This window comes from Salmonella sp. A1325, assembly GCF_056991255.1.
On sequence record NZ_JAMLWO010000006.1, the window covers coordinates 161309 to 186578 of the forward strand.

The window sequence follows — 25270 nt, forward strand, 5'->3', positions numbered from 1 at the left end:
GCAAGCATCACAACCAATGTGCAGGAACTTCTAAATCGAAAGCTCGTGATACATGATTCAGTGTGTTCATTATTTCAGCATGCTTGGATTGATCTATAGGCTGACCAGCCTTTCGCAGCTCAAGTAGTTTTTGCAACTCCGGGAGAGAGAACATTTCTAATTTATAAAAATTACTCCACGTTGCTTGACCAAAAAGATTATAAATGGTTTCCGTACTATCTCTTTCACTAGCAAGCCTTTTCTCACCCGAGATTTTTGTTAATGCATCCTCTGCTTCATCTTTATCTTCGTAAGTGTTTAGCAATTTCATTATAATACTCATATTTATAATAACAGTCCACAGAATATACCATAACTCATTATATTCTTTCAATATTGAATATATTACATCAACGATAATCAGTATAAAAATAGCCATCCGAAAAAAGATGGCTTAATAAAAGAATTTGTCTAAACCTGACGCCTCTCAAGGCTATTATAAATTGCCTCAATCTCGCCCTTCAGGTTATCACCGCAATAAACCATCGATGTATCGTATCGTTCATATCGCGCTTCACGTGTCGCGCTAAACCAGTTGAACGATCCCACGCACAGCAAACCATCATCACCAATAACAATTTTGCTATGAACACGATTGACCAGTTTTGTCGCAATACCAAGGGTGTTCAGTTTCTCCAGCGCCGCTTTGAGGTTCTGCTGCTTCTCTTTTCGCTTCTCAAAATCATTATGTTCAGTGTTGTAGCTTCTGTCAGTGACTACCGTGACGTTAATACCACGTGAACACGCCGCAATCATGGAATCAAGAAAACCGGTTTGCTCCAGCTTTTGCCAGGTCAGCCATGGAGAGACTATCGTGATGTGTTTACCGGTATTTTCAAACGTCTGATTCAGGAAATTATCATGCTGCTCCACACCATGGAGGGTGTAGATTTTGGTCTCGGAAGTTTTTAAATCCTCACGCTCTTTATAGTCAAAAAAGAGTGCATTTTTCTCTGACTCAAAGAGATATTTTGCCAGTAATCCCCGCGGAGATGAGGCTGGCTGGATCTCAAACAGGTCCATATCGCCGAAGACAAGGAAACTGTCCTTAGCTCGGGAGACAGCAACGTTCAGCATGCTGTTATCGCTATCAATAAACGCGCCGTCTTCATGCTTTGAATAGACTGGCGAGAATATAACAATCGCTCTTTCAGCGCCCTGAAGAGAATGCACGGTGCCTACTGTAAGCGACTTTTCATTCGCGCCTGCGCTGATGCCTTGTTTATCCAGCGCCTGTTTGATGGTCGATACCTGCGCACTAAAAGGCGTCACGATACCGACAACTTCATGAAGCGATTTACCATAATACGCTTCAATACTTTGCTGGTTATCTGTCAGCCAGGCCGCTATCGTTTCAGCCTCCAGCAAATTATATCGGCTTCCGCTACTTGCCAGCTCTCCTTTACCATCAATATGGAGATAACCCATTGCGGGCATTAAATTGCTCTCTTCACATCCTCTTTTAGGCAACAACTTACCGTGATAGCAAAGCGTATTGCAGTATCCAATAATATTATCGAAGCACCGGCGGTGTTCATATAAGTACATGCCACGTGCCAGTTCGGGATCATATTGATAGCGTGAAGCACACTGCGCTATTTTCATGACGCTGCCAGATGCGGCGCTTTTACCAAGCTCTGCGATTGCCGTATATTTCTCAGTAATCTCTTCTTGCGTACTGCCTGACAGAATTTTTTCCGCCAGCATGTTACCTATATCAATAGCAGGAGTAATACTCCATATTGGCGGGATCTGTTCCGTATCACCAATCACTAATGCCTTTTTAGCCAGAGCAAACGAAGCAGCAGCCACTTCAGGAAGCACCTGCCCGGCTTCATCGACAATGAGTAAATCGGCAAAATCATATAAATAACTTTTCTCGAATTTACGTTGTCCTTTATGTTCACTTATCTGCATATTGCCGGGCAGCATATAGCAGGTCATGACCACGCATGGGGTAAGTTTCATTCGGCGTTGCCAGCGAGCGGCTACTCCTTTAGCACCTTTCTTGCCCTTTTCTTTCTGCAGATCATCGATCTTCGCCATATCCATCAACCAACGACCTTCCCAGTAGTGGGTCGCCAGTAAGAATGCAGGGAAGCGGATTTGCGTATCAGCCAGCTCATCTGCCTGTGAGAAGCTCAGTTCCTCGCCCCCCTCATACCCTAAATCAAGTGCCAGCCTCTGCCATTCCTGAGCCGCCTGCTGTTCTTTAAGAACGATTTCATGCGCGGAGTCAATCTGCTGCCGGTAGGTTGTCTGCTCGCGCTCGGCGGAATTAAGCAACCCATCGATATTACGTTCGATGGTTTCAGGATCAGACCACTGATTTCCCGCAATCAGCGCACCTAATTTATCTTCGAGAAACAGTTGTATTTGGTACTGCCGCTTACTGCGAACCGCTGGTAGCCATGAAAATAATGGATAGATCAGTGATTCACTGGCCCGATATTTTTTCCATTCCGCTTTAGCACTTTTTAGTAGAGTGACATTTTGTTCTTGCCCGGAAAGTAATTTATTTAAATTATCGAGATATTGCTTAATGTCGTTAGCAATAAGCTCACGCGCTGCCCGAACCTGGCTTAACGTTTGCCATACAGCGTTCAGCCTTACCAGTTGTTCGGATTTTGCTGCCAACTGACCATGCAGGAGTTCAATAACCTTTTCAGGGGATGAACACTCTTTTTCAGGAAAGGCTGCCTTAGCTTTCTCCAGATAAAACAGCTGTGCATCCTCTACATACTCTTTTGACTCAACCTGGTTGAAGAAATCTTCAGTTTGATATTTTTTGGCGGCCTCGGCTTTACGAGTGCTTGAGGGAAAATAAGCGCCGAAGCTTTTCAGCTCTGGCAACCATCGTCCGGCCATTGCACCAGTGCCCTGGGAAAAATCTTTCCCGAACGCCTCGATAATGTTCGTTACAGCCTGGTTATTCGTTGAAGTCGCGATAATAACCGGAGGTTCCGCTTTTTCGAGAGCCGCTCTGGCCCACTGTGTGGCGATGATAGAAAGCACCAGCGTGGTTTTTCCGGTTCCCGGGGGACCATTAACGGCAAGGATATCGCCATGCCTCGCATCCAGAAAATGGCTTAAGGCATCGCGCTGAGCCTTTGCCAGCGGAAACTTATCCCCGGAGTGTCCAAGTCTGTCGCTGAATTTTGCTTCCGGAGGAAGTAATGACTCTGCAGCATGAACCTCTCGCGAGGCGAAGCGATTGAAGAGCGGCACATCCTTTTTGCAAATAAGCAGGTGATCATAAAGCGAAAGGATATGGAAACTGGCGCCGCCAGATTGCGCCGTTTTAACAATATAACCGTGCTCAGCGAGTTCATATTGCTCGGGATTTTTAATCCAGTCGCCGACAACATTCTTCAGTAGCCTCTCTGAATCATCCAGATATTGACGCCAATCCTGCTGCCAGGCTGCATATCGTGCTTCTCGTTCTTCATCTGTTTCGGCGGTCTTATCAACGCTGTCATCAAAGTTGATAGAGAATGAGGTATGTGTCGTTTTATATTTATCATACTGCCCAATCTCACCAATTGAAAATGCCCCTTTTGGCAAAGGTTCAAGCAGGTCTCTGGGAATGGAGGTCGCTGGCGTCGGATATAAAAAACCTTCACGGCTCAACAGGGCTGGCGTCACTATCGGGGTAACAATATCAGGCGCACCAGCGGAATGGTCCTTTCCACGCTGCAGTAACCGGAAATAAACCTTTGGCCGCAAGATGACATCGACTGTTTCGACGTCGTCTTTTTCTCCCTCAAAAAATTTACCGACGATCGTTTCGTCAAGACGTCCCGCCGCTATCCCATGCCAGTGAGTGAAATTTTTGGCATCTTTGCGTTCAAAACTGCCCTTTCCTGACTCAGCATCTGCCAGCGAATTGCGCCAGTATGAGGCAAACCCTAAAGCATTGTCATCCATTACCAGTCCTATGTTTCAATGAAACCCATTGATTTATCGAATATAAAATCACCGTATGGATAACTATTGTCCACGTTGAAAGGCTGGCTGCAATGTTTTGTTCACGCTTCGATAAAAATACTCAGGTTATACGGAGTTCAGAAAACGACCATATCATGCTGCATGTCACATAAAAGCGTTATAACTGAACCAGAAGAGGGTTACCGGTTACGTAGCACGTTCCAGAAACCCGTGAGCTCGACTGGGCAGCGTTCAGTGCAATACTGGAACCTGTAAGCTCAGAAAATAACGCTGTCGAATGTTCCGCCGACCAGATTATGTTACTGGCGCCCCATTCGCGCGCCACGGACTCGAACGTATAAAGGGGCTCTCCACCCCGCTTGTCCTCTCTGCGTTTTTCCGCCGGATTAATGCCTTCTAAAATAAGCCTTCTTCTATCCGCTTGCTTCTCCCTTACCAGTGCGAGAGAAATGAGCGGATAAGGGCCTAATGCCATGCGGTTCTCTTTGTTTCCAAAGCGAAATTTCAGATACCACAGCTTGGATCCGCTGGGGTTCACCTGAATGTAAAGACCGTGGCAGTCAAAGAGCCTGTATGCCTTGCCAGGCGGCTGGCATGCCGGATTGCGAGATCTGTAAGCGCCATTTGGGGGTCACTCCTCTATCGAACCGGATTTACCCCTTTTTGCCCCCAGAGCGCGTGGATGTCAATGGATGAAAAATGACCAACACGTAAAGGCAATAAAATAAATATGGTTATTAGCGAAAAATAAATTATCTTTGAATTACAGACAGATATGGACGAACCTGGACAGAAATGGACACAAAAAAAAGCTACCATTAGGCAGCTAATTATTGCATCACTTGGTGCGAAGGCCGCACCGCGATTCTCGACGTAACCTATTGAAGTAAATAAGATTACAAAACAAGAGAACCGCTATATATACTCACATGTATACTCATGCGCGATTCTCTGAAAACGCAGTTAACTTAAAATCACGCCTCATCTTCTTCCACAGGTTCAAGCGCGTCAAGTCCCCTCCAGAACGGTGAACAACTCTCCATTTAACCTGCAAGCCATTCAGAACCCGTCAAAGATAAAATCGAGAGCATTTTTGATGGTTTGCCTGTGGGAACGAACATCCATCACCTCATCACCAATCTGCGAAAGCCTGATACTCGCCATTTCGTGAGTCATCACCAGATAGTCATTACCTTCCACATTCAGAGTGGGCGTGAGACGCTTAACTGGGTTATTTACCAACCTGCTCACAGGAAACAATGGGATAACCATGCGAGTATGCAGTTCATCAATAATATCGCTTTGCACATCAAGTAAATAAGGATAAGCCTTGCTGTTTCCTTTATTGCGATAAACCATGTATTGCATGATTAAAACGTCCTGTAATCGTCCGATAAAAGGCCGTGCTCATCAGTAATACGATTGAGCTCCTGCAAACCCGCTCTATTTTCTGCTTTCCAGCGTTCAACGCCTGTGGCACTGATTTCCTCTTTCAGCGCAGCGGTAAGCACCGCAGACAGATTAATACCTGCATCACGGGCTTGCTGAAGCAATGCAGGTTCCAGCGTGACACTGACTGTTTTTTTATGTCGTACACTCATACCCGACATAGAGCCTCCTGAAATTACACGTGTAATAAACACATGTATCTAGTATGGGGAGTATTTAAGCAAATGGCAATGAGAGGCGACTATCTCGGATAGCAACATCTTTGCCTGTCAGGTTTCCTTTAAACGGTTGGCAAAATCTACCATATCCGAATGACTCACCACACGACCAGCATCCACATCGGCAAGACCGGCCTGGATGCTCTGGTGACGTCGCTCTCTTTCAGCCAGCATGGAGAGTAATGCTTCCTTTATGACCCAGCTCTTTGAACGATCCAGCTCTACAGCCAGATTTTCAACAGCAGCAGCCAACTCAACTGGAATCTGGGCGCTGATGGTCTGTTTAGCGGAAGAAGCCATAGGGATTACCTCGTTTAATAATACTTAATAACTCCTATTAAGATTAGCATAGAGGTGCCTATAAAAACATCATATCTTATTTCGCAGGCAACATCCCCGGATAGTGTTTCGCCACGATATCATTCATCTTCTCCATCAGATCCAGACGCTTGAACGTGATATATCCGCTGCCCTTCTGGAAGTAGCGAATAGACATCTTTTCATCTTTATGCGGGTCACGGATACGCAGAGTTGGCGCGGCCCTTCGCCACACAAGCCCCGCAGACGGCAACCAGCGGCGAACGGTTCCGGCATGTAACTGGCAACCGGTTATCTCATTGATTTTTATTGCCAGAAGTTCTGTACTCCAGCGGGAACGCTGGTAGCCAAAATCACCGGGAGAGTGTTTTACCAGCTCACGTAACAGCGTGCAGATATGCTCAAACGGCGAGCGACAGGTACGCCCGGCAGGTAATGATTTCAGACCTTCAATACCCGACAACGTGAACCAGTTAATCCAGCGACCGACGGAGGAACGGGCACAGCAGAGCGTTCTGGCAACGTCGCTGACGCGATCGCCCCGGTGCAGCATCAGCATGGCAGTCAGCCTGCGGGCATAATTTTTATCGTGCGTTTTATGGATAGCTTTCTACATCAGGCGTCGTTCGTCACGGGGAATTGGTGCTATGATCGGCATCGCTCAGTCCGGCTGGTGATTTGTGATTTTTGGCGATTGATCAGATCGCACAATCCGGGCTGAGTTCCCTCAAAGTGATCTACTATTTGGCGCAGCTATTTAGGTTTTACAAGTAAGGACATGCCGTCGCCGTCAACAAGTGAATACTCTTTCTCCTCAGGTTTCGCAGAACGAACTTTAGTATCCGTTAGGGCCATAATGGTCCTCCTTCCATTGGTATCTCGTGAGCATACAAGCAATATAGAATCGGAAAATATACTCATTAGTATACTCACAAGCTTGTTGATGTGGGTTGACCCAGGTTGAATTCAGTTGAGGTGAAAAGCGGGTAAAGCCTTGTATAGCGCGGATTTCAGGCATAAAAAAAGACCTCAATTGAGGTCCATTTACATGCTTTTGGTGCCGAAGGCCGGACTCGAACCGGCACGTATTTCTACGGTTGATTTTGAATCAACTGCGTCTACCGATTTCGCCACTTCGGCACTGAAGAGGTATGCGGAAAACGTTGTGGATTATACCTGTCATACGCCGCCATGCAAGCACGAGCATACACCTGTACCGCTAAGTGCTGAAAATTTCAGCAGCGTTGAGTATTAAATAGAATAATCAGGCTACTTCCCGCCTTCTCCAGCAGATTAACGCCGGGCGTCCCTTGCCTCCATGCTCTACACTTTTCAGTTCAACACCACATTAAGGGAAACACAATGACGATAATAAAAAGCTACGCCGCCAAAGAGGCGGGCGGCGAGCTCGAACTCTATGAATATGACGCGGGAGAACTCCAACCGGAAGATGTCGAGGTACGGGTCGACTACTGCGGGATCTGCCATTCCGATCTGTCGATGATCGACAATGAATGGGGGTTCTCTCAATACCCTCTGGTTGCCGGACATGAGGTCATCGGTCGGGTGGCCGCACTCGGCAGCGCGGCACAGGATAAGGGGCTAAAAGTCGGCCAGCGCGTTGGAATAGGCTGGACGGCGCGCAGCTGCGGACACTGCGATGCCTGTATCAGCGGCAATCAAATTAACTGCCTGGAAGGCGCAGTGCCCACTATCCTCAATCGTGGCGGTTTTGCCGAGAAGCTTCGCGCAGGCTGGCAGTGGGTAATTCCTCTTCCGGAGAATATGGATATGGCGTCCGCAGGTCCGCTGTTATGTGGCGGGATTACGGTCTTTAAACCGCTATTGATGCACCATATTACTGCTACCAGCCGCGTTGGCGTCATCGGTATCGGCGGGCTGGGGCATATCGCCATAAAGCTGTTACATGCAATGGGCTGCGAAGTCACCGCGTTCAGCTCCAATCCATCGAAAGAGCAGGAAGTGCTGGCGATGGGGGCCAATAACGTGGTGAACAGCCGCGATCCGGAAGCGTTAAAAGCACTGGCGGGCCAGTTCGATCTCATTATTAACACGGTCAACGTCGATCTCGACTGGCAGCCCTACTTCGAAGCGCTGACGTATGGCGGCAACTTCCATACCGTTGGGGCCGTATTGAAGCCGCTGCCCGTACCGGCGTTTACATTAATTGCCGGCGATCGCAGTATCTCAGGCTCGGCAACCGGAACGCCATATGAACTTCGCAAACTGATGAAATTCGCCGGACGCAGTAAAGTCGCGCCCACCACGGAACTGTTCGCAATGTCACAAATCAACGAGGCTATCCAGCACGTTCGCGACGGCAAAGCCCGCTATCGTGTAGTGCTAAAAGCTGACTTCTGACCGCCTGACTCAGCGCTTTGATAATGATCAGGAAGCGCTGAGTGCCTGACGAAAAGCCTGTACAGCCTGTCGGCACTGCTCCGTCACGTGCTCGATGTCATGATTAACATCGATACGCGCAATATCATGTTCATCGGCACAGGGTCGCTCCAGCGCGTCAAACTGACTTTGCAGCAGGTCTGGCGGCATAAAATGCCCGGCACGACGCTGCATTCGCTGCAGAATGGTGGCATAATCGCCGTCCAGCCACAGGAAATGTACGTTAGGGCTGCTCTTACGTAAAATATCGCGGTACTGTTTTTTTAATGACGAGCAGACAATAAATCCCGTCTCATTTTTTTTATAAAGACTGTATGAAGCGTCATTTAATCGTTCCAGCCAGGGTAAACGGTCTTCATCAGTTAACGGTATTCCCTGAGACATTTTATCAATGTTTTTCGCCGGATGGAGATCATCGCCGTCAATAAACTTTGCAGAAAATAATTTTGCAATTTTGCTGCCTATTAAAGACTTACCACTACCTGAAACACCCATTAAAATATAGCTTTCCCCGGCCATTTAAATACCTCTGAGTCATATTCCACACCACAATATTACGCCTCTACGTTCGACAATTTCACGTTTTTTAATTTCCATAGAGAAGAACTCTAAGGCACATCACGTTATGCGTAACATTGTAGTGTAACAATTTTCCAGCGTGACATAAGTCACAAATAATGACAAATAAAACCGCTTAAATGCGTTCAGGGTAACTACCTGACCAGTGAGGAATTTATGGAAGTAAAAACTCAATCCTGCGTTGTTGCGGGTAAGCGTGCTGTTGCCGTTACGGAACAAAATATTGAATGGAATAATAAAGGAACACTCGTACAAATTACCCGTGGCGGCATTTGTGGGTCTGACTTACATTATTATCAGGAAGGCAAAGTCGGCAATTTTACAGTAAAAGCGCCAATGATTTTAGGTCATGAAGTGATTGGCAAAATTGTTCATAGCGACTCAGATTTATTACGTGAAGGACAACCGGTAGCGATTAATCCATCGAAGCCTTGCGGTCATTGCAAATACTGTCTGCAGCATGAAGAAAACCACTGTACTGAAATGCGTTTCTTTGGCAGCGCCATGTATTTTCCGCATGTCGATGGCGGTTTTACCCGATTTAAAGCTGTCGATACCGTTCAGTGCATTCCCTGGCCGGAACAGGCAGACGAAAAAGCCATGGCCTTTGCCGAACCGCTGGCGGTTGCCATTCATGCGGCTCATGAGGCGGGCGATCTGCAAGGCAAACGCGTCTTTATCTCCGGCGTTGGCCCTATCGGCTGCCTGATTGTTAGCGCGGTAAAAACGCTGGGCGCGGCGGAAGTGGTATGTGCTGATATCAGTACCCGTTCTCTCTCGCTGGCCCGGCAGATGGGCGCGGATACGCTGGTGAACCCACAGCATGACTCTCTCGATGACTGGAAAGCAGAAAAAGGGTATTTCGATATCAGTTTTGAAGTCTCTGGGCATCCTTCCTCTATCTCAACGTGTCTGGAAGTCACACGGGCCAAAGGCGTGATGGTGCAGGTTGGCATGGGCGGCGCAGTCCCCAACTTCCCGATGATGATGCTAATAAGCAAAGAGATCTCCCTGAAAGGCTCTTTCCGCTTTACTACCGAATTTAATACTGCGGTTTCCTGGCTTGCCAACCGCGTTATCAATCCGCTGCCGTTACTGAGCGCGGAATATCCATTTACCGACCTGGAAGCGGCGCTGATCTTTGCCGGAGACAAAACACAGGCGGCAAAAGTTCAGCTCGTTTTCTGAGAAAGTAAAATAAGGGACACTATCATGAACGATCTTTTTTCACTGGCAGGTAAAAATATCCTTATCACCGGAGCCGCTCAGGGAATTGGTTATTTGCTGGCGACCGGTCTTGGTCGCTATGGCGCGCGCATTATTGTTAACGATATTACCCCGGAGCGCGCCGAAACAGCCGTGACGAAACTTCAGCAGGAAGGGATAAAGGCTATTGCCGCTCCCTTTAATGTCACCCATAAACAGGACATTGAAGCTGCGGTTGAACATATCGAAAAAGATATCGGCGTCATTGACGTCCTGATAAATAACGCCGGTATCCAGCGCCGTCATCCGTTTACTGAGTTTCCCGAGCAGGAGTGGAACGACGTCATCGCCGTAAATCAGACCGCGGTTTTTCTCGTCTCTCAGGCCGTTACGCGCCGTATGGTGGCGCGGCAGGCAGGAAAAGTGATCAACATCTGTTCGATGCAAAGCGAGCTGGGCCGCGACACGATTACGCCATACGCCGCATCGAAGGGTGCCGTGAAGATGCTGACTCGCGGCATGTGCGTGGAGCTGGCGCGTCATAATATCCAGGTCAACGGTATTGCGCCGGGATACTTCAAAACGGAGATGACCAAAGCGCTGGTTGAAGATGAAGCCTTCACCTCCTGGCTATGCAAACGTACGCCTGCCGCACGCTGGGGCGATCCCCAGGAGCTTATTGGCGCAGCGGTGTTTCTCTCGTCAAAAGCCTCCGACTTTGTTAACGGACATCTGCTGTTTGTCGATGGCGGTATGCTGGTTGCCGTCTGACCAGGGAAATACGACGCAGCGCGTAAGCGCTGCTATTTTGGCGCTAATAAGAGAGACGAATATGCCATTAATAATTATTGCGGCAGGCGTTGCGCTGCTGTTGGTCTTAATGATTGGCTTTAAAGTTAACGGCTTTATCGCCCTTGTTCTGGTTGCCGCCGTGGTGGGATTTGCCGAAGGGATGGGCGCGCAAGACGTCCTGCACTCCATACAAAACGGAATTGGCGGTACTCTGGGCGGACTCGCCATGATCCTCGGTTTTGGCGCGATGCTGGGAAGATTAATTTCCGATACAGGCGCAGCGCAGCGCATTGCGACGACGCTCATTAATACGTTCGGCAAAAAACGCGTGCAATGGGCGCTGGTGATCACCGGGCTTATCGTCGGCCTGGCAATGTTTTTTGAAGTCGGATTCGTACTGCTGTTGCCGCTCGTTTTTACGATTGTGGCCTCATCGGGACTGCCCTTGCTGTATGTCGGGGTTCCAATGGTCGCCGCCTTATCCGTTACGCACTGCTTCCTGCCGCCGCATCCCGGCCCTACCGCTATTGCGACAATTTTTGAGGCAAATCTCGGTACGACCCTGCTGTATGGGTTAATCATTACCATACCGACCGTGATTGTTGCCGGCCCTCTGTTTTCAAAATTGCTGGCGCGATTTGAAAAAGCGCCGCCTGAAGGATTATTTAATCCTCACCTATTCAGTGAAGAGGAGATGCCGTCATTCTGGAACAGTATTTTTGCCGCCGTGATCCCGGTCATTCTGATGGCCATCGCAGCGGTATGTGAAATCACGCTGCCAAAAACGAATGCCGTGCGGGTTTTCTTCGAATTTATCGGTAATCCAGCAGTGGCGTTGTTTATTGCCATTATCATCGCCATTTTTACGCTGGGCCGACGCAATGGACGTACGGTTGAGCAGGTGATGGATATCGTCGGCGAGTCCATTGGCGCTATTGCGATGATTGTTTTTATCATCGCGGGCGGCGGCGCGTTTAAGCAAGTGCTGGTGGATAGCGGCGTGGGCCAATATATCTCGCAATTAATGACCGGCACCTCGCTATCTCCGTTATTAATGTGCTGGACGGTAGCCGCCGTGCTGCGTATTGCGTTAGGTTCCGCGACCGTGGCCGCGATAACCACAGCGGGCGTCGTATTGCCGATTATTAACGTAACCCACGCCGATCCGGCGTTAATGGTACTGGCGACAGGCGCGGGAAGCGTTATTGCATCACATGTTAACGATCCCGGTTTTTGGCTGTTTAAAGGGTATTTTAATCTTAGCGTCGGGGAAACCCTACGCACCTGGACCGTTATGGAAACATTGATTTCTGTCATGGGGTTGCTGGGCGTACTGGCGCTGAATGCGGTTCTGCATTAATTCATCATCCGCAGCCCAATTAACCATGGGGGCGACGTTCCCGCCCCCGGTACTGGAGAAAACATGAGGAATCACAGAATTTCTTTGCAGGATATCGCTACGCTTGCAGGCGTGACAAAAATGACGGTGAGCCGTTACATCCGCTCACCGAAAAAAGTCGCCAGGGAAACCGGCGAGCGTATTGCGCAGATCATGGAGGAAATTAACTACATACCAAATCGCGCGCCAGCTATGCTGTTAAACGCGCAAAGTTACACTCTGGGCGTGCTGATCCCCTCTTTTCAGAACCAGTTGTTTGCCGACATTCTTGCCGGGATTGAATCCGTAACGTCGGGTCATAACTACCAAACTCTCATTGCGAATTACAATTACAATCGCGATTCGGAAGAAGAGTCCGTTATCAATTTACTGTCTTACAATATCGACGGCATTATTCTTTCAGAAAAATATCATACCCTCAGAACCGTCAAATTCCTGCGCTCAGCTACCCTTCCGATTGTAGAACTCATGGATATCCAGGGCGACCGCTTAGATATGGAGGTAGGGTTTGATAACCGTCAGGCCGCCTTTGATATGGTCAGTACCATGCTGGATAAACGCCAGCGGCGAAAAATCCTCTATCTGGGTTCAAAAGACGATATCCGAGATGAGCAGCGTTATCACGGCTACTGCGATGCGATGACGCGCCGGGGGCTGGCGCCGTTGCGCATCAATCCCCGCGCTATCTCCTCTATCCATCTGGGGATACAGCTAATGCGTGATGCGCTTACTGCGCACCCGGACGTGGATGGCGTCTTTTGTACAAATGACGATATCGCAATGGGCGCTCTACTGTGGTGCCGCGAGCGTCAACTGGCCGTACCGGAGCAGATCTCCATCGCCGGCTTCCACGGTCTGGAGATGGGCAGGCAAATGATACCGAGCCTCGCCAGCGTAATTACCCCTCGTTTTGAGATCGGGCGCAGAGCCGCGCAGATGTTGCTCAACAAAATTAAAAATAACGATCTCAACCATAATACGATTGATTTGGGTTATCAGATTTATCACGGCAGCACGTTATAAATTTTTTGATCTACTTTTTCCCGCAGCTTGCCTGAGCTTAACGCGTAGCCAAAAGCGCCACGCGTCAGGTTACGCGCTACATCATTCGAGGAATACCAGGCTGTCTGCCGGATGGCGGCGCTAACGCCTTATCCGGCCTACGGGTCCGGAGTAGGCCTGAAAAGCGCAGCGCCATCTACTGTGATTACGACTTACGCAGCATTAGCCACAGGCTAATCAGGAAGAAAGACGCGCTCGGCAGCAGCGCGCCGACAATCGGCGGAATGCCGTATACCAGCGTCAGCGGGCCAAAAATCTGGTCGAGGACGTAAAAGACGAAGCCGAAGCTAATCCCCGTCACCACGCGCACGCCCATCGGCACACTACGCAGCGGTCCAAAGATAAACGACAGCGCCATCAGCATCATCACCGCCACGGAGAGCGGCTGGAAGATTTTACTCCACATATTGAGCTGATAACGTCCGGCGTCCTGTCCGCTCGACTTCAGATATTTAACGTAGTTATGCAGACCGCTGATGGAAAGCGCATCCGGGTCCAGCGCCACCACGCCTAACTTATCCGGCGTCAGATTCGTTTTCCAGGTGCCGCTCACCGTCTGCGAACCGGTGATCTGTTTCGGGTTTTGCAGATCGGACTCATCCACCTGCGACAAACGCCAGACCTTATGCTCCGGGTCGAATTTTGCCGAAGCGGCGTAACGCACCGACTGCAAACGACGCTGATCGTTGAAAGCGTAAATACTAATGCCGGCCAGCTCCTCGTCGCCCTTCACCCGTTCAATATAGACAAAGTTATTCCCGTCTTTCGCCCACAGACCTTGCTGGGTGGAAAGCAGCGAACCGCCATACATCGCCTGCGCACGATAGTTACGCGCCATCTGCTCGCCCTGCGGGGCGACCCATTCGCCGATCGCCATGGTTAACAGCACCAGAGGGATAGCCGTTTTCATCACCGACAGCGCCACCTGCATACGGGTGAAACCCGATGCCTGCATCACCACCAGTTCGCTACGCTGCGCCAGCATCCCCAGTCCCAGCAGCGCGCCAAGCAGCGCCGCCATAGGAAAGAAGATCTGGATATCCTTAGGTACGCTGAGCAGGGTGTACATACCCGCGCCCAGCGCGTCGTAGTTACCCTGCCCCGCTTTTTTCAGCTGATCGACAAACTTGATGATCCCGGAGAGCGACACCAGCATGAACAACGTCATCATGATGGTGGTAAAAATGGTTTTACCGATATAGCGGTCAAGTACACCAAATGGCTGCATTATACCGCTCCTTTACGCAGAAAACGGGCACGCAGGCGGCGGACCGGCACCGTATCCCACAGGTTTAAACCAATCGCCAACGCCAGATAGATCAGGTTGACCGCCCACATCCAGATAACCGGGTCCAGTTTGCCTTTACCGCCATTCGATTTAATGGAGGTCTGGATCAGGAAGAACAGCAGATAAAGCAGCATGGCGGGCAACATAGACAAGACGCGCCCCTGACGTGGATTCACCACGCTGAGCGGCACGACCATCAGCGCCATCATAAATACGGTAAAGACTAACGTGATACGCCAGTGCAGCTCGGCGCGAGCGCGATCGTTGTCGGTATTCCACAGCGTGCGCATGTCCATCTGGTCGGTATCGTTCGGGTCCAGCGCCACGGCCTGATGGCCAATAATCGCCTGATAGTTCTGGAAGTCGGTGATGCGAAAATCGCGTAGCAACGCCGTCCCTTCAAAACGCGTCCCTTTGTTTAAGGTGACAACCTGGGAACCATCGCGCAACTGAGTAAGGTGTCCGGAATCGGCCACGACCACAGAAGGACGAGCATTGCCCTTAGGGCGAATCTGCGCCAGGAAAACATCGTGGAAGTCGCTGCCATCAACGCTTTCGATAAACAGCACCGAGCTGCCGTTGGTCGCCTGCTGGAATTGCCCCTGCGCCAGCGCCGCCATACCGGGGTTCGCTTTCGCCTCCGCCAGTACTTCATCCTGGTGTTTTGACGACCAGGGGCCGGCCCACATCACGTTAACCGCCGCAAGGATACCGGTAAATAACGCCAGTACCATGGCGGCCTTTACCAGCACGGCTTTGCTCAACCCACAGGCGTGCATGACCGTAATTTCACTTTCGGTATACAGTTTGCCCAGCGTCATCAGCAGCCCCAGGAACAGGCTTAAAGGTAGGATGAGCTGCGCCATTTCCGGTACGCCCAGCCCCAGAAGCGAGAGCACCAGATTTGCGGGAATATCGCCGTCAACCGCCGCGCCGAGAATCCTCACTAACTTTTGACAAAAGAAGATCAAAAGTAAGATGAAGAGTATCGCCAGCTGGCTTTTGAGCGTCTCCCGCACCAGATATCTTATGATTATCACTTTAAATACGCCCGTAAAAACCCATTTTTTTGCTGGAATTTAGCTTGTTTCATGGCTTAAACGTCATTTATTCTCTTGAGTCGTCGAAATCATCGCTAAGATCATTATACTCAGCGGATTCACCTCTCAGAACTTGTTCTGACGTGCCAATGCCGTAATAACGTTAAGATTAACACGAAGTCACCGCAACAGCGGATATGAGTTACGAAAGCTTTCAATTTCTATACTCTAATGGATTTCGAGTTGCAGGCAGGCGGCAAGACTGTGGAGCCCCGGAGCTTACATCAGGTAAGCGACAGGGGTGAGCAGGCGCAGCCAACGCATCTGCAACTTGAAAGACGACGAGTATAGCTGTAGCCACCACTGTTGTCTTTAAGATTCAGGAGCATAGTGCATGGAGTTCAGTGTAAAAAGCGGTAGCCCGGAGAAACAGCGGAGTGCCTGCATTGTCGTGGGCGTCTTTGAACCGCGTCGCCTTTCTCCGATTGCAGAACAGCTCGACAAAATTAGCGACGGATACATCAGCGCATTGCTGCGTCGCGGCGAACTGGAAGGAAAACCGGGGCAGACTCTGTTGCTGCACCATGTTCCTAACGTTCTTTCCGAGCGAATCCTCCTCATTGGTTGCGGCAAAGAGCGCGAGCTTGATGAACGTCAGTATAAGCAGGTTATTCAGAAAACGATAAATACTCTGAATGATACCGGTTCGATGGAAGCCGTCTGTTTCCTGACCGAACTGCACGTCAAAGGCCGCAACAACTACTGGAAAGTGCGTCAGGCCGTCGAAACGGCCAAAGAGACGCTTTATAGCTTTGATCAACTCAAGACCAACAAGAGCGAGCCGCGCCGCCCGCTACGTAAGATGGTCTTTAATGTGCCGACCCGCCGTGAGCTCACCAGCGGCGAACGCGCCATTCAGCACGGTCTGGCCATCGCCGCCGGGATTAAGGCTGCGAAAGATCTCGGCAACATGCCGCCCAATATCTGTAACGCCGCCTACCTGGCGTCACAGGCGCGCCAGTTGGCCGACAGCTACAGCAAAAATGTCATCACCCGCGTCATCGGCGAACAGCAAATGCGCGAACTGGGTATGAACGCTTATCTGGCAGTCGGCCACGGTTCGCAGAATGAATCGCTGATGTCGGTGATTGAGTACAAGGGCAATCCATCCGAAGACGCGCGCCCGATCGTGCTGGTGGGTAAAGGCCTGACCTTCGACTCCGGCGGCATCTCCATCAAGCCATCTGAAGGGATGGACGAGATGAAGTACGACATGTGCGGCGCGGCGGCGGTTTACGGCGTGATGCGTATGGTCGCCGAGCTTCAGCTACCGATTAACGTTATCGGCGTACTGGCGGGCTGCGAAAACATGCCGGGCGGACGCGCATATCGCCCTGGCGACGTGCTGACCACCATGTCCGGTCAAACCGTTGAAGTCCTGAACACCGACGCCGAAGGCCGTCTGGTTTTGTGCGACGTGCTGACCTACGTTGAGCGCTTCGAACCGGAAGCCGTCATTGACGTGGCGACGCTAACCGGCGCCTGCGTGATTGCGCTGGGCCATCACATTACCGGTCTGATGTCGAACCATAACCCGCTGGCGCATGAACTGATTGGCGCGTCCGAGCAAGCGGGCGACCGCGCGTGGCGTCTGCCGCTGGGCGATGAGTTCCAGGAACAACTGGAGTCCAACTTTGCGGATATGGCGAACATTGGTGGTCGTCCTGGCGGCGCTATCACCGCGGGCTGCTTCCTGTCGCGCTTTACCCGTAAGTACAACTGGGCGCACCTGGATATCGCCGGCACCGCCTGGCGCTCCGGCAAAGCGAAAGGCGCGACGGGTCGTCCGGTAGCGCTGCTGTCGCAGTTCCTGCTCAATCGTGCGGGCTTTAACGGCGAAGAGTAAGTTTGAGATTACCCCGTAGGCCTGATAAGGCGTATTAGCGCCGCCATCAGGCGTTTTGCCGGATGGCGCTGCGCTTATCCGGCCTACGGGAGGCATCATGGCAACGCATTTAAATCCACCACAAGAAGCCCCATATATGAAAAATGCGACGTTCTATCTTCTGGACAATGACACTACCGTCAACGGTTTAAGCGCCGTTGAACAACTGGTGTGTGAAATTGCCGCAGAACGTTGGCGCGCCGGCAAGCGCGTGCTGATCGCCTGCGAAGATGAGAAGCAGGCCATTCGGCTGGATGAAGCGCTGTGGGCGAGACCGGCGGAAAGTTTTGTCCCGCACAATCTGGCAGGCGAAGGCCCACGCGGCGGCGCGCCGGTTGAAATTGCCTGGCCGCAAAAACGCAACAGCAGCCCGCGCGATATTTTAATCAGCCTGCGTACAAGCTTTGCAGATTTTGCCACCGCTTTCACAGAAGTGGTAGACTTCGTCCCTTACGAAGAAACTTTGAAACAACTGGCGCGCGAACGCTACAAAGCCTACCGCGTGGCTGGTTTTAACCTGAATACGGCAACCTGGAAATAATGGAAAAGACATATAACCCCCAAGATATCGAACAGCCGCTTTACGAGCACTGGGAAAAGCAGGGCTATTTCAAGCCTAACGGCGACGAAAGCAAAGAGTCCTTCTGCATCATGATCCCGCCGCCGAACGTCACCGGCAGTTTGCATATGGGACATGCTTTCCAGCAAACCATCATGGATACCATGATCCGTTACCAGCGTATGCAGGGTAAAAACACCCTGTGGCAGGTCGGCACCGACCACGCCGGGATCGCAACCCAGATGGTGGTTGAGCGCAAGATTGCCGCTGAAGAAGGTAAAACCCGTCACGACTACGGCCGCGATGCGTTTATCGACAAAATCTGGCAGTGGAAAGCGGAATCCGGCGGCACCATTACCCGTCAGATGCGCCGTCTCGGCAACTCCGTTGACTGGGAGCGCGAGCGCTTCACCATGGACGAAGGCCTTTCCAATGCCGTGAAAGAAGTCTTTGTCCGCCTGTACAAAGAAGACCTGATTTACCGTGGCAAACGCCTGGTGAACTGGGACCCGAAGCTGCGCACCGCCATCTCTGACCTGGAAGTGGAAAACCGCGAGTCCAAAGGCTCGATGTGGCACATCCGCTATCCGCTTGCCGACGGCGCGAAAACCGCAGACGGTAAAGATTACCTGGTCGTCGCCACCACCCGTCCGGAAACCGTACTGGGCGATACCGGCGTGGCCGTGAACCCGGAAGATCCGCGTTATAAAGATCTGATTGGCAAATTCGTTATTCTGCCGCTGGTTAACCGCCGCATTCCGATTGTAGGCGACGAACATGCCGATATGGAAAAAGGCACCGGCTGCGTAAAAATCACCCCGGCGCACGACTTTAACGACTATGAAGTCGGGAAACGTCACGCCCTGCCGATGATCAACATCCTGACCTTTGACGGCGACATTCGCGAAAGCGCGGAAGTGTTCGATACCAAAGGTGAAGAGTCTGACGTTTATTCCAGCGAGATTCCGGCTGAGTTCCAGAAGCTGGAACGCTTTGCTGCCCGTAAGGCCATCGTTGCTGCCGTTGACGCGCTGGGCCTGCTGGAAGAAATTAAACCTCACGATCTGACCGTCCCTTACGGCGACCGTGGCGGCGTGGTTATCGAACCGATGCTGACCGACCAGTGGTACGTCCGTGCCGACGTGCTGGCGAAACCGGCAGTGGAAGCGGTTGAGAACGGCGACATTCAGTTCGTGCCGAAGCAGTACGAAAACATGTACTTCTCCTGGATGCGCGATATCCAGGACTGGTGTATCTCTCGTCAGCTGTGGTGGGGTCACCGTATCCCGGCATGGTATGACAACGACGGCAACGTCTACGTTGGCCGTACCGAAGACGAAGTGCGTCAGGAAAATAACCTCGGTGCCGACGTTCAGCTTCGTCAGGACGAAGACGTTCTTGATACCTGGTTCTCCTCCGCGCTGTGGACTTTCTCCACCCTCGGCTGGCCAGAAAACACCGACGCCCTGCGTCAGTTCCACCCCACCAGCGTGATGGTGTCCGGCTTCGATATCATCTTCTTCTGGATTGCCCGCATGATCATGATGACCATGCACTTCATCAAAGATGAAAACGGCAAGCCGCAGGTGCCGTTCCATACCGTCTATATGACCGGTCTGATTCGCGACGACGAAGGCCAGAAGATGTCCAAATCCAAGGGTAACGTTATCGACCCGCTGGATATGGTGGACGGCATCTCCCTGCCGGAACTGCTGGAAAAACGCACCGGCAATATGATGCAGCCGCAGATGGCGGAGAAAATTCGCAAGCGTACCGAGAAGCAGTTCCCGAACGGCATTGAGCCGCACGGCACCGACGCCCTGCGCTTTACCCTGGCGGCGCTGGCCTCGACCGGTCGCGACATCAACTGGGATATGAAGCGTCTGGAAGGTTACCGTAACTTCTGTAACAAGCTGTGGAACGCCAGCCGCTTCGTGCTGATGAACACCGAAGAGCAGGATTGCGGCTTCAATGGCGGCGAAATGACCCTGTCGCTGGCGGACCGCTGGATCCTGGCGGAATTCAACCAGACCGTTAAAGCCTACCGCGACGCGCTGGACAGCTTCCGCTTCGATATCGCCGCGGGCATTCTGTACGAGTTCACCTGGAACCAGTTCTGCGACTGGTATCTGGAGCTGACCAAGCCGGTAATGACCGGGGGTTCCGAGTCTGAACTGCGCGGCACCCGCCATACGCTGGTCACCGTACTGGAAGGTCTGCTGCGCCTGGCGCACCCGATCATCCCGTTCATCACCGAAACCATCTGGCAGCGCGTGAAGGTCATTTGCGGTATTACCGCCGACACCATCATGCTGCAGCCGTTCCCGGAATATAACGCCGCACAGGTGGATGAAGCCGCGTTGGCCGATACCGAGTGGCTGAAGCAGGCGATCGTCGCGGTACGTAATATTCGTGCGGAAATGAACATCGCCCCGGGTAAACCGCTGGAACTGCTGCTGCGCGGCTGTAGTGAAGAAGCCGTGCGTCGTGTTAACGACAACCGTAGCTTCCTGCAAACCCTGGCGCGTCTGGAAAGCATCACCGTGCTGCCAGCTGATGACAAAGGCCCGGTTTCCGTGACCAAAATCATCGACGGCGCTGAACTGCTGATCCCGATGGCTGGCCTCATCAACAAAGACGATGAGCTGGCGCGTCTGGCGAAAGAAGTGGCGAAAATCGAAGGCGAGATTGCCCGTATCGAAGGCAAACTCTCCAACGAAGGTTTCGTTGCCCGCGCGCCGGAAGCGGTCATTGCCAAAGAGCGTGAGAAGCTGGACGGTTACGCAGAAGCGAAAGCGAAGCTGATTGAGCAGCAGGCGGTTATCGCCGCGCTGTAATCTGAAAGCCTGATGGCGCTTCGCTTACCAGGCCTACACGTTCGCTTATTGAAATGGCGCGATCGGTAGGCCGGATAAGGCATTCACGCCGCCATCCGACAACATGAATTATGGGCCGACGTAAACGTCGGCCTTTTTACATCAGATAAACGGGAAGTAAGGCATGATGCCACGAGAAATCCACATTAGCGGGCCATTTTCCAGCGGCGTCTCATCATTGGTTAACTCAAGTGAATCCAGATCGCCCTGGACCTGTGTATTCTGCGCCAGCCAGCTCACCAGCCCAATTTTCAACCACGGATAAGCCAGCCCTAAGGTCACGCCGGAAATCACAAACACCACCAGTAACCGCCACAGCATACCGTGTGAAGTGACAGAGGAATGAAAACGAATCGAATCGTTCGCCAGTGACAAATTGTTTAAAAACAGGTTGCGTAACGCCACATATAAGTAACTGGTTACCACAATAATCGCGAGAAAATAGAGGAAATAACATGCCATTATCTGGCTATAATATTGCAGAATAAGCGCCCCTCCTGCCTGCGCATTCCCCATCATACTCAAAAGAATCATGTCGGTGAACACCGGCGCGATTAGATAACCAATCACGACAGCAAAAGGGAAAAGGGTCAACATTGCCAACACGCACCCTCTGATGCACGTTTTAACATTAACCTGAATCGAGAAACGATGAATGCCAAAGTTTGCGCCATTGCCAAACAAGGTCATCCATTTGCTGTAGGTAATACCGTTAATAACCCCTATCCCAATAATAGCCAGCAAACCGAGAAAAACGATATTGAACACTAAACCGCCGACGGCGATGGTTACCAGTGAGATAATATAAAGAACAATATAAAGCGCCACCATCAGGAGTACCGGGAGAGCGAACATGTACCACCAGGCGCGCCGCATGGAACACTGGAATCCAAAATGTACGCCATTAAGCGAAGTCATCATCGCCTGATACTGTAATCCTTTCACCGCCATAAAAGGAATAATCGCAATTAATAAGCCGAATAGCGTAAAACCGAGACCGGGATGACCGTGTTCAATAAGAGAGAGGCTAACAATATAAATAATAAAAACTAACAACATACTAATAAATAATGCGCTGCCCGTGGCTTTGTAAGCAAAAGGCTGATTGTTTAGCGTCATATTAGTATAAATATAACGTCGACACTTCACCATCGCCCACGGCGCATAGATTCCCAACGTGATACACGTCAACAAGAAATTCACAAGGCAAATAACAAAATACTTTCCGCCCTTGCCTGTAAACACCAACGTGTGATTATGGTTATCTTTACTACTGATAACGTTATTCATGAATCATATCCCTGACTTGCAGTCTATTAGAATTAATAATAAAAATCAGTAGATTGTTACTGATTCGACTACAATACTATTTTTGTTTAATTTTTCCGCCTTTTATTTTGTCTGATTCAGGATCTCCTTGCGCGTGACTCAAGACGGTGGTATTAAAGTAATCTATAAATAAATTTTAAAAATTGAGCCATATTATGAATAATGTCGCCTCGCCAACGCTCACGGTGCGCCGAATCACTACCGCCGACAATGCCGCTATTGCCCGTGTCATCCGTCAGGTTTCAGCGGAATACGGACTTACCGCCGATAAAGGTTATACCGTTGCCGACCCCAATCTGGATGAACTGTATCAGGTTTATAGCCAACCGGGCGCAGCCTACTGGGTGGTAGAGCAAAACGGTTGTGTGGTGGGCGGTGGCGGCGTGGCGCCGTTATCCTGTAGCGAACCAGACATTTGTGAACTGCAAAAAATGTATTTTTTACCGATGATTCGTGGTCAGGGGCTGGCGAAAAAGCTGGCGCTGATGGCGCTGGATCATGCCCGTGAACAGGGTTTTAAACGCTGCTATCTGGAAACAACGGCTTTTTTACGCGAGGCGATTGCGCTATACGAACGTTTAGGATTTGAGCATATTAGCGAACCGCTCGGCTGCACCGGACATGTCGATTGCGAAGTGAGGATGTTAAAGGATCTCTGAAAACCAGGCGTTTATTTATCCTCGCCAGGTATTATTTTTGCTGATATAAGTAATCCCGGAAACATCCTGTTATCCGGGAATCACTTATTATTCAAGGAAGTTATAAATGAAACGCCTATTATCAGCAATTGTTTTCCCCGCTATGTTTATTAGTATCTCTAATGTATATGCATTAGATATACAGCCCGGCGAATGGAAAATGGAAAATGGAAAATGGAAAATATAGAAATGCGCACCATCAATCCAGATACAAAAGAAGTATTAATGGATGAAAAAAATTCGGGCATAGCGACGCTTATGTGTTATACCCCTAAAATGTCTGAAGATTCTAAAAAAATGGTGAAGGGTTTTTCTACCAGTGCAGGCGGTTGCACGACAACATTTGTAGAAAGTACGGATACCAAACTGATCAATGAGACTGTGTGTAATAATCCTGATGTCAAATCGCACTCTATTGTAGAAACGACGAAAATAAGCGATACAGAATTTGCGATGACCATGAAATCGGATGTCGATGCAGGAGGTAATAAAACAACCTCCATCAACAAAATTAAACAAACTTTTGTTGGCAAGACCTGCTCTGAAGCGTCAAAAGGCGTGAAACAGTAACTATTTCAACACAAAAACCCGTAGTGGTTGATGCAAAAATGGCATTATTCACGGTCAACTTTCGGGAATATAACACTGAGTGAGTTCTTTTTTGCCTGCCGCTGGCAGGCTTTACTCAGAACAGAATATCATGAAAATGACTTTTCCTGCTTGCCAGCAGCTTGATGCTGGGCGGATGACCACCACAAATTTTGCAGACGGCGACAGCGTAAAAGATAAAAACGCTAATCTTTAATTTTACCCTTTATCCGACGGCTGGCACGCCGCTATGAAAACGAAACTCGCGGTCTGGCGACAAGATAAGGTCAGCTTCCACGTCGCCAAAATAGCGCACGCGCGCAGAAATGTCCTCGGTGGAAATCTGCTGCGCCAGCGCCAGGTAATCCTGATAATGCCGCGCTTCGGAGCGCAGAAGCGAGAGATAAAACGTCTGTAAATCCTCATCCAGCCAGGGCGCCAGAGCAGCAAAACGTTCGCAGGAGCGGGCTTCGATATACGCCCCACAAATCAGCTTATCAATTAAGGTGAGCGGTTCGTGCGTGCGTACCGCTTTCAACATTCCTTTCGCGTAGCGGCTGGCGGTGATTTTCACATAAGGAATGTTTCTGGCCTGCATGACCTCGCGTACCTGCCAAAAATGGTGCAACTCCTCTTTAATCAATAACACCATACGGTCGATAAGCTGACGACCCCAGGGGTCATCAGTTTGCGGCATGGCGCTTTTGCTAATCTGTTTATGCAGGGCAACAAAATCCGGCTCCGGCCCCTGACGAAACGTGAACGCCTCGTAAGGTTGCAGCCAGGCGAGCAGCGCGTCGGCGCCCGATTTATCGGCGACATATTTACGCACCAACAGCAACGCGGTTTGCGCAGCCTTCAGTTCGCAGATCAAGTGATCGGTAAGCAGAAGAGGAAGATTTTGCGGATCGCGGGCCTGGACAATCCACGCCTGCGGCGTCGGGCAATGCAGGAAATTAAGCACCGGAGAGAGTATTTGCGGGTAATTCATACGTAACCTGTTAAAAAAATACGACAGCAGACGCTGCCGTACCGTCATACTATACAGCTTTAGTGACGCACGCCGTCGTCATCTTCATCGACATAATCGTCGTCGTCACCCTCTTCGCCATTAGGGTCTTCGAAATAGGTTCCCCAGCCGTCGTATTCAACATCATATTTTTCCGCCAGGTTCATCAGTTGCTCAACCTGAGCGTCGATGAGTTCGGCGTTCAACGCGCACTCGCTGAGAATGTCGCAACAAATAACCGTATCGCCCTCTTCCACTTCCAGCTCTTCCGGCTCCGTCACTTCATAGCCGAGTTTAAAGGCTTCTACCGCGGCTTTTTCCAACGTTTCGAAATCGTCAGCGGAAAGGTGATGCTCAATAGTGTACAGCGCATCCGGATCGCTGCCGTCCTCAAGTAACTCTTCAATAATTAACCGCGTTTCTTCACGCTGCTCTTCCAGTAATTCCGGGTTTGCCATAGCTCGTTCCTCATAGATGTCCTGCCGATACTCTTATTGTCACATACCG

Annotated in this window: 23 protein-coding genes, 1 tRNA gene and 3 pseudogenes; 11 read left to right on the top strand and 16 right to left on the bottom strand. The window is 50.5% G+C overall.

Annotated features, from left to right (window positions below; all coding sequences use genetic code 11):
- Positions 1 to 7: 7 nt before the first annotated feature.
- From NAZ64_RS13800 to NAZ64_RS13840, 9 genes and pseudogenes are all read right to left on the bottom strand, one after another.
- Positions 8 to 310 (bottom strand): hypothetical protein, encoded by a 303-nt coding sequence (locus NAZ64_RS13800; RefSeq protein ID WP_483640966.1) that lies wholly within the window; start codon positions 308 to 310, stop codon positions 8 to 10.
- Positions 311 to 450: 140 nt separating this feature from the next.
- A complete protein-coding gene (locus NAZ64_RS13805; RefSeq protein ID WP_483640967.1) occupies positions 451 to 3966 on the bottom strand; it encodes an AAA domain-containing protein in 3516 nt (1171 codons plus the stop codon).
- Between the two features lie 361 nt (positions 3967 to 4327).
- Positions 4328 to 4611: pseudogene (locus NAZ64_RS13810) on the bottom strand (Arm DNA-binding domain-containing protein); the annotation flags it as partial.
- Positions 4612 to 5046: 435 nt separating this feature from the next.
- Positions 5047 to 5355, bottom strand: a complete 309-nt coding sequence (locus tag NAZ64_RS13815) for a CcdB family protein (protein WP_001199743.1) — start codon at positions 5353 to 5355, stop codon at positions 5047 to 5049.
- Positions 5356 to 5357: 2 nt separating this feature from the next.
- Positions 5358 to 5597 (bottom strand): type II toxin-antitoxin system CcdA family antitoxin, encoded by a 240-nt coding sequence (locus NAZ64_RS13820; protein WP_000016244.1) that lies wholly within the window; start codon positions 5595 to 5597, stop codon positions 5358 to 5360.
- 108 nt (positions 5598 to 5705) lie between these two features.
- A complete protein-coding gene (locus NAZ64_RS13825; protein WP_079944395.1) occupies positions 5706 to 5954 on the bottom strand; it encodes a CopG family ribbon-helix-helix protein in 249 nt (82 codons plus the stop codon).
- 76 nt (positions 5955 to 6030) lie between these two features.
- Positions 6031 to 6576 carry a helix-turn-helix domain-containing protein gene (locus tag NAZ64_RS13830; RefSeq protein ID WP_411022641.1) on the bottom strand — a complete coding sequence of 182 codons (546 nt, stop codon included), beginning with the start codon at positions 6574 to 6576 and terminating at the stop codon, positions 6031 to 6033.
- Between the two features lie 155 nt (positions 6577 to 6731).
- Positions 6732 to 6827 (bottom strand): annotated as a pseudogene (locus NAZ64_RS13835) (integrase); the annotation flags it as partial.
- 200 nt (positions 6828 to 7027) lie between these two features.
- Positions 7028 to 7112: transfer RNA gene (locus NAZ64_RS13840), tRNA-Leu, on the bottom strand.
- Between the two features lie 222 nt (positions 7113 to 7334).
- Here NAZ64_RS13840 and ahr point away from each other — a divergent pair.
- A complete protein-coding gene (ahr, locus tag NAZ64_RS13845; RefSeq protein WP_000152558.1) occupies positions 7335 to 8354 on the top strand; it encodes an NADPH-dependent aldehyde reductase Ahr in 1020 nt (339 codons plus the stop codon).
- A 27-nt stretch (positions 8355 to 8381) separates the two neighbouring features.
- On the opposite strand, the gene idnK is transcribed toward ahr, so the two are convergent.
- Positions 8382 to 8912: a gluconokinase gene (gene idnK / locus NAZ64_RS13850; protein ID WP_220569449.1), complete on the bottom strand. Its 531-nt coding sequence runs from the start codon at positions 8910 to 8912 to the stop codon at positions 8382 to 8384.
- Positions 8913 to 9128: 216 nt separating this feature from the next.
- Between idnK and idnD the strand changes: the two genes are divergently transcribed.
- The 4 genes from idnD to idnR all read left to right on the top strand — a co-directional run bounded on the left by idnD (position 9129) and on the right by idnR (position 13392).
- Entirely contained in the window at positions 9129 to 10160 is a 1032-nt protein-coding gene (gene idnD / locus NAZ64_RS13855) for an L-idonate 5-dehydrogenase (RefSeq protein WP_000453357.1), read from the top strand.
- A 24-nt stretch (positions 10161 to 10184) separates the two neighbouring features.
- Entirely contained in the window at positions 10185 to 10949 is a 765-nt protein-coding gene (gene idnO / locus NAZ64_RS13860) for a gluconate 5-dehydrogenase (protein WP_000998688.1), read from the top strand.
- Between the two features lie 61 nt (positions 10950 to 11010).
- The gene (idnT, locus tag NAZ64_RS13865) at positions 11011 to 12330 is read left to right on the top strand and encodes a gnt-II system L-idonate transporter (RefSeq protein WP_001128356.1); all 1320 of its coding nucleotides are present in this window, start codon (positions 11011 to 11013) and stop codon (positions 12328 to 12330) included.
- 63 nt (positions 12331 to 12393) lie between these two features.
- A complete protein-coding gene (gene idnR / locus NAZ64_RS13870) occupies positions 12394 to 13392 on the top strand; it encodes a DNA-binding transcriptional regulator IdnR (RefSeq protein WP_001244065.1) in 999 nt (332 codons plus the stop codon).
- A gap of 184 nt (positions 13393 to 13576) precedes the next feature.
- Here idnR and lptG read toward each other — a convergent pair whose 3' ends face one another.
- From lptG to NAZ64_RS13885, 3 genes are all read right to left on the bottom strand, one after another.
- Positions 13577 to 14659 (bottom strand): LPS export ABC transporter permease LptG, encoded by a 1083-nt coding sequence (gene lptG / locus NAZ64_RS13875; protein ID WP_001182242.1) that lies wholly within the window; start codon positions 14657 to 14659, stop codon positions 13577 to 13579.
- Complete coding sequence (gene lptF, locus NAZ64_RS13880; RefSeq protein ID WP_000584132.1) at positions 14659 to 15759, bottom strand: LPS export ABC transporter permease LptF; 1101 nt, start codon at positions 15757 to 15759, stop codon at positions 14659 to 14661. The genes lptG and lptF overlap by 1 nt, the downstream gene beginning before the upstream one ends.
- A gap of 63 nt (positions 15760 to 15822) precedes the next feature.
- A complete protein-coding gene (locus NAZ64_RS13885; protein WP_212724070.1) occupies positions 15823 to 15873 on the bottom strand; it encodes a hypothetical protein in 51 nt (16 codons plus the stop codon).
- A 280-nt stretch (positions 15874 to 16153) separates the two neighbouring features.
- Here NAZ64_RS13885 and pepA point away from each other — a divergent pair, with 280 nt between their 5' ends.
- From pepA to NAZ64_RS13900, 3 genes are all read left to right on the top strand, one after another.
- Positions 16154 to 17665, top strand: a complete 1512-nt coding sequence (gene pepA, locus NAZ64_RS13890; protein ID WP_000397158.1) for a leucyl aminopeptidase — start codon at positions 16154 to 16156, stop codon at positions 17663 to 17665.
- Positions 17666 to 17801: 136 nt separating this feature from the next.
- Positions 17802 to 18245 (top strand): DNA polymerase III subunit chi, encoded by a 444-nt coding sequence (holC, locus tag NAZ64_RS13895; RefSeq protein WP_001523689.1) that lies wholly within the window; start codon positions 17802 to 17804, stop codon positions 18243 to 18245.
- Positions 18245 to 21100 (top strand): valine--tRNA ligase, encoded by a 2856-nt coding sequence (locus NAZ64_RS13900; RefSeq protein WP_220569450.1) that lies wholly within the window; start codon positions 18245 to 18247, stop codon positions 21098 to 21100. Before holC ends, NAZ64_RS13900 begins: the two co-directional genes overlap by 1 nt.
- Before the next feature lie 141 nt (positions 21101 to 21241).
- On the opposite strand, the gene NAZ64_RS13905 is transcribed toward NAZ64_RS13900, so the two are convergent.
- Positions 21242 to 22429, bottom strand: coding sequence for a YjgN family protein (locus NAZ64_RS13905; protein WP_080094970.1), 1188 nt, complete (start codon positions 22427 to 22429; stop codon positions 21242 to 21244).
- 194 nt (positions 22430 to 22623) lie between these two features.
- Between NAZ64_RS13905 and NAZ64_RS13910 the strand changes: the two genes are divergently transcribed.
- The 3 genes and pseudogenes from NAZ64_RS13910 (at position 22624) to NAZ64_RS13920 (ending at position 23971) form a co-directional block, all read left to right on the top strand.
- Positions 22624 to 23127 (top strand): GNAT family N-acetyltransferase, encoded by a 504-nt coding sequence (locus NAZ64_RS13910; protein ID WP_024797435.1) that lies wholly within the window; start codon positions 22624 to 22626, stop codon positions 23125 to 23127.
- A gap of 106 nt (positions 23128 to 23233) precedes the next feature.
- Positions 23234 to 23736 (top strand): annotated as a pseudogene (locus NAZ64_RS13915) (DUF3617 domain-containing protein).
- Between the two features lie 79 nt (positions 23737 to 23815).
- A complete protein-coding gene (locus NAZ64_RS13920; protein ID WP_220569928.1) occupies positions 23816 to 23971 on the top strand; it encodes a hypothetical protein in 156 nt (51 codons plus the stop codon).
- Between the two features lie 9 nt (positions 23972 to 23980).
- On the opposite strand, the gene miaE is transcribed toward NAZ64_RS13920, so the two are convergent.
- Positions 23981 to 24793: a tRNA isopentenyl-2-thiomethyl-A-37 hydroxylase MiaE gene (gene miaE, locus NAZ64_RS13925; protein WP_078057625.1), complete on the bottom strand. Its 813-nt coding sequence runs from the start codon at positions 24791 to 24793 to the stop codon at positions 23981 to 23983.
- Positions 24794 to 24804: 11 nt separating this feature from the next.
- On the bottom strand, positions 24805 to 25221 hold the full coding sequence (gene rraB / locus NAZ64_RS13930; protein ID WP_000002940.1) for a ribonuclease E inhibitor RraB: 417 nt from the start codon (positions 25219 to 25221) through the stop codon (positions 24805 to 24807).
- Positions 25222 to 25270 lie beyond the last annotated feature (49 nt).

Bases quoted from the DNA above. Each gene is read 5' to 3' on its own strand.
- ahr (WP_000152558.1), top strand. From the start codon at position 7,335: ATGACGATAATAAAAAGCTACGCCGCCAAAGAGGCGGGCGGCGAGCTC.
- pepA (WP_000397158.1), top strand. From the start codon at position 16,154: ATGGAGTTCAGTGTAAAAAGCGGTAGCCCGGAGAAACAGCGGAGTGCC.
- holC (WP_001523689.1), top strand. From the start codon at position 17,802: ATGAAAAATGCGACGTTCTATCTTCTGGACAATGACACTACCGTCAAC.
- NAZ64_RS13900 (WP_220569450.1), top strand. From the start codon at position 18,245: ATGGAAAAGACATATAACCCCCAAGATATCGAACAGCCGCTTTACGAG.
- idnO (WP_000998688.1), top strand. From the start codon at position 10,185: ATGAACGATCTTTTTTCACTGGCAGGTAAAAATATCCTTATCACCGGA.
- NAZ64_RS13815 (WP_001199743.1), bottom strand. From the start codon at position 5,355: ATGCAATACATGGTTTATCGCAATAAAGGAAACAGCAAGGCTTATCCT.
- miaE (WP_078057625.1), bottom strand. From the start codon at position 24,793: ATGACGGTACGGCAGCGTCTGCTGTCGTATTTTTTTAACAGGTTACGT.
- NAZ64_RS13910 (WP_024797435.1), top strand. From the start codon at position 22,624: ATGAATAATGTCGCCTCGCCAACGCTCACGGTGCGCCGAATCACTACC.
- NAZ64_RS13905 (WP_080094970.1), bottom strand. From the start codon at position 22,429: ATGAATAACGTTATCAGTAGTAAAGATAACCATAATCACACGTTGGTG.
- rraB (WP_000002940.1), bottom strand. From the start codon at position 25,221: ATGGCAAACCCGGAATTACTGGAAGAGCAGCGTGAAGAAACGCGGTTA.
- NAZ64_RS13805 (WP_483640967.1), bottom strand. From the start codon at position 3,966: ATGGATGACAATGCTTTAGGGTTTGCCTCATACTGGCGCAATTCGCTG.
- NAZ64_RS13820 (WP_000016244.1), bottom strand. From the start codon at position 5,597: ATGTCGGGTATGAGTGTACGACATAAAAAAACAGTCAGTGTCACGCTG.
- NAZ64_RS13825 (WP_079944395.1), bottom strand. From the start codon at position 5,954: ATGGCTTCTTCCGCTAAACAGACCATCAGCGCCCAGATTCCAGTTGAG.
- idnT (WP_001128356.1), top strand. From the start codon at position 11,011: ATGCCATTAATAATTATTGCGGCAGGCGTTGCGCTGCTGTTGGTCTTA.
- idnK (WP_220569449.1), bottom strand. From the start codon at position 8,912: ATGGCCGGGGAAAGCTATATTTTAATGGGTGTTTCAGGTAGTGGTAAG.
- NAZ64_RS13800 (WP_483640966.1), bottom strand. From the start codon at position 310: ATGAAATTGCTAAACACTTACGAAGATAAAGATGAAGCAGAGGATGCA.
- idnR (WP_001244065.1), top strand. From the start codon at position 12,394: ATGAGGAATCACAGAATTTCTTTGCAGGATATCGCTACGCTTGCAGGC.
- lptG (WP_001182242.1), bottom strand. From the start codon at position 14,659: ATGCAGCCATTTGGTGTACTTGACCGCTATATCGGTAAAACCATTTTT.
- idnD (WP_000453357.1), top strand. From the start codon at position 9,129: ATGGAAGTAAAAACTCAATCCTGCGTTGTTGCGGGTAAGCGTGCTGTT.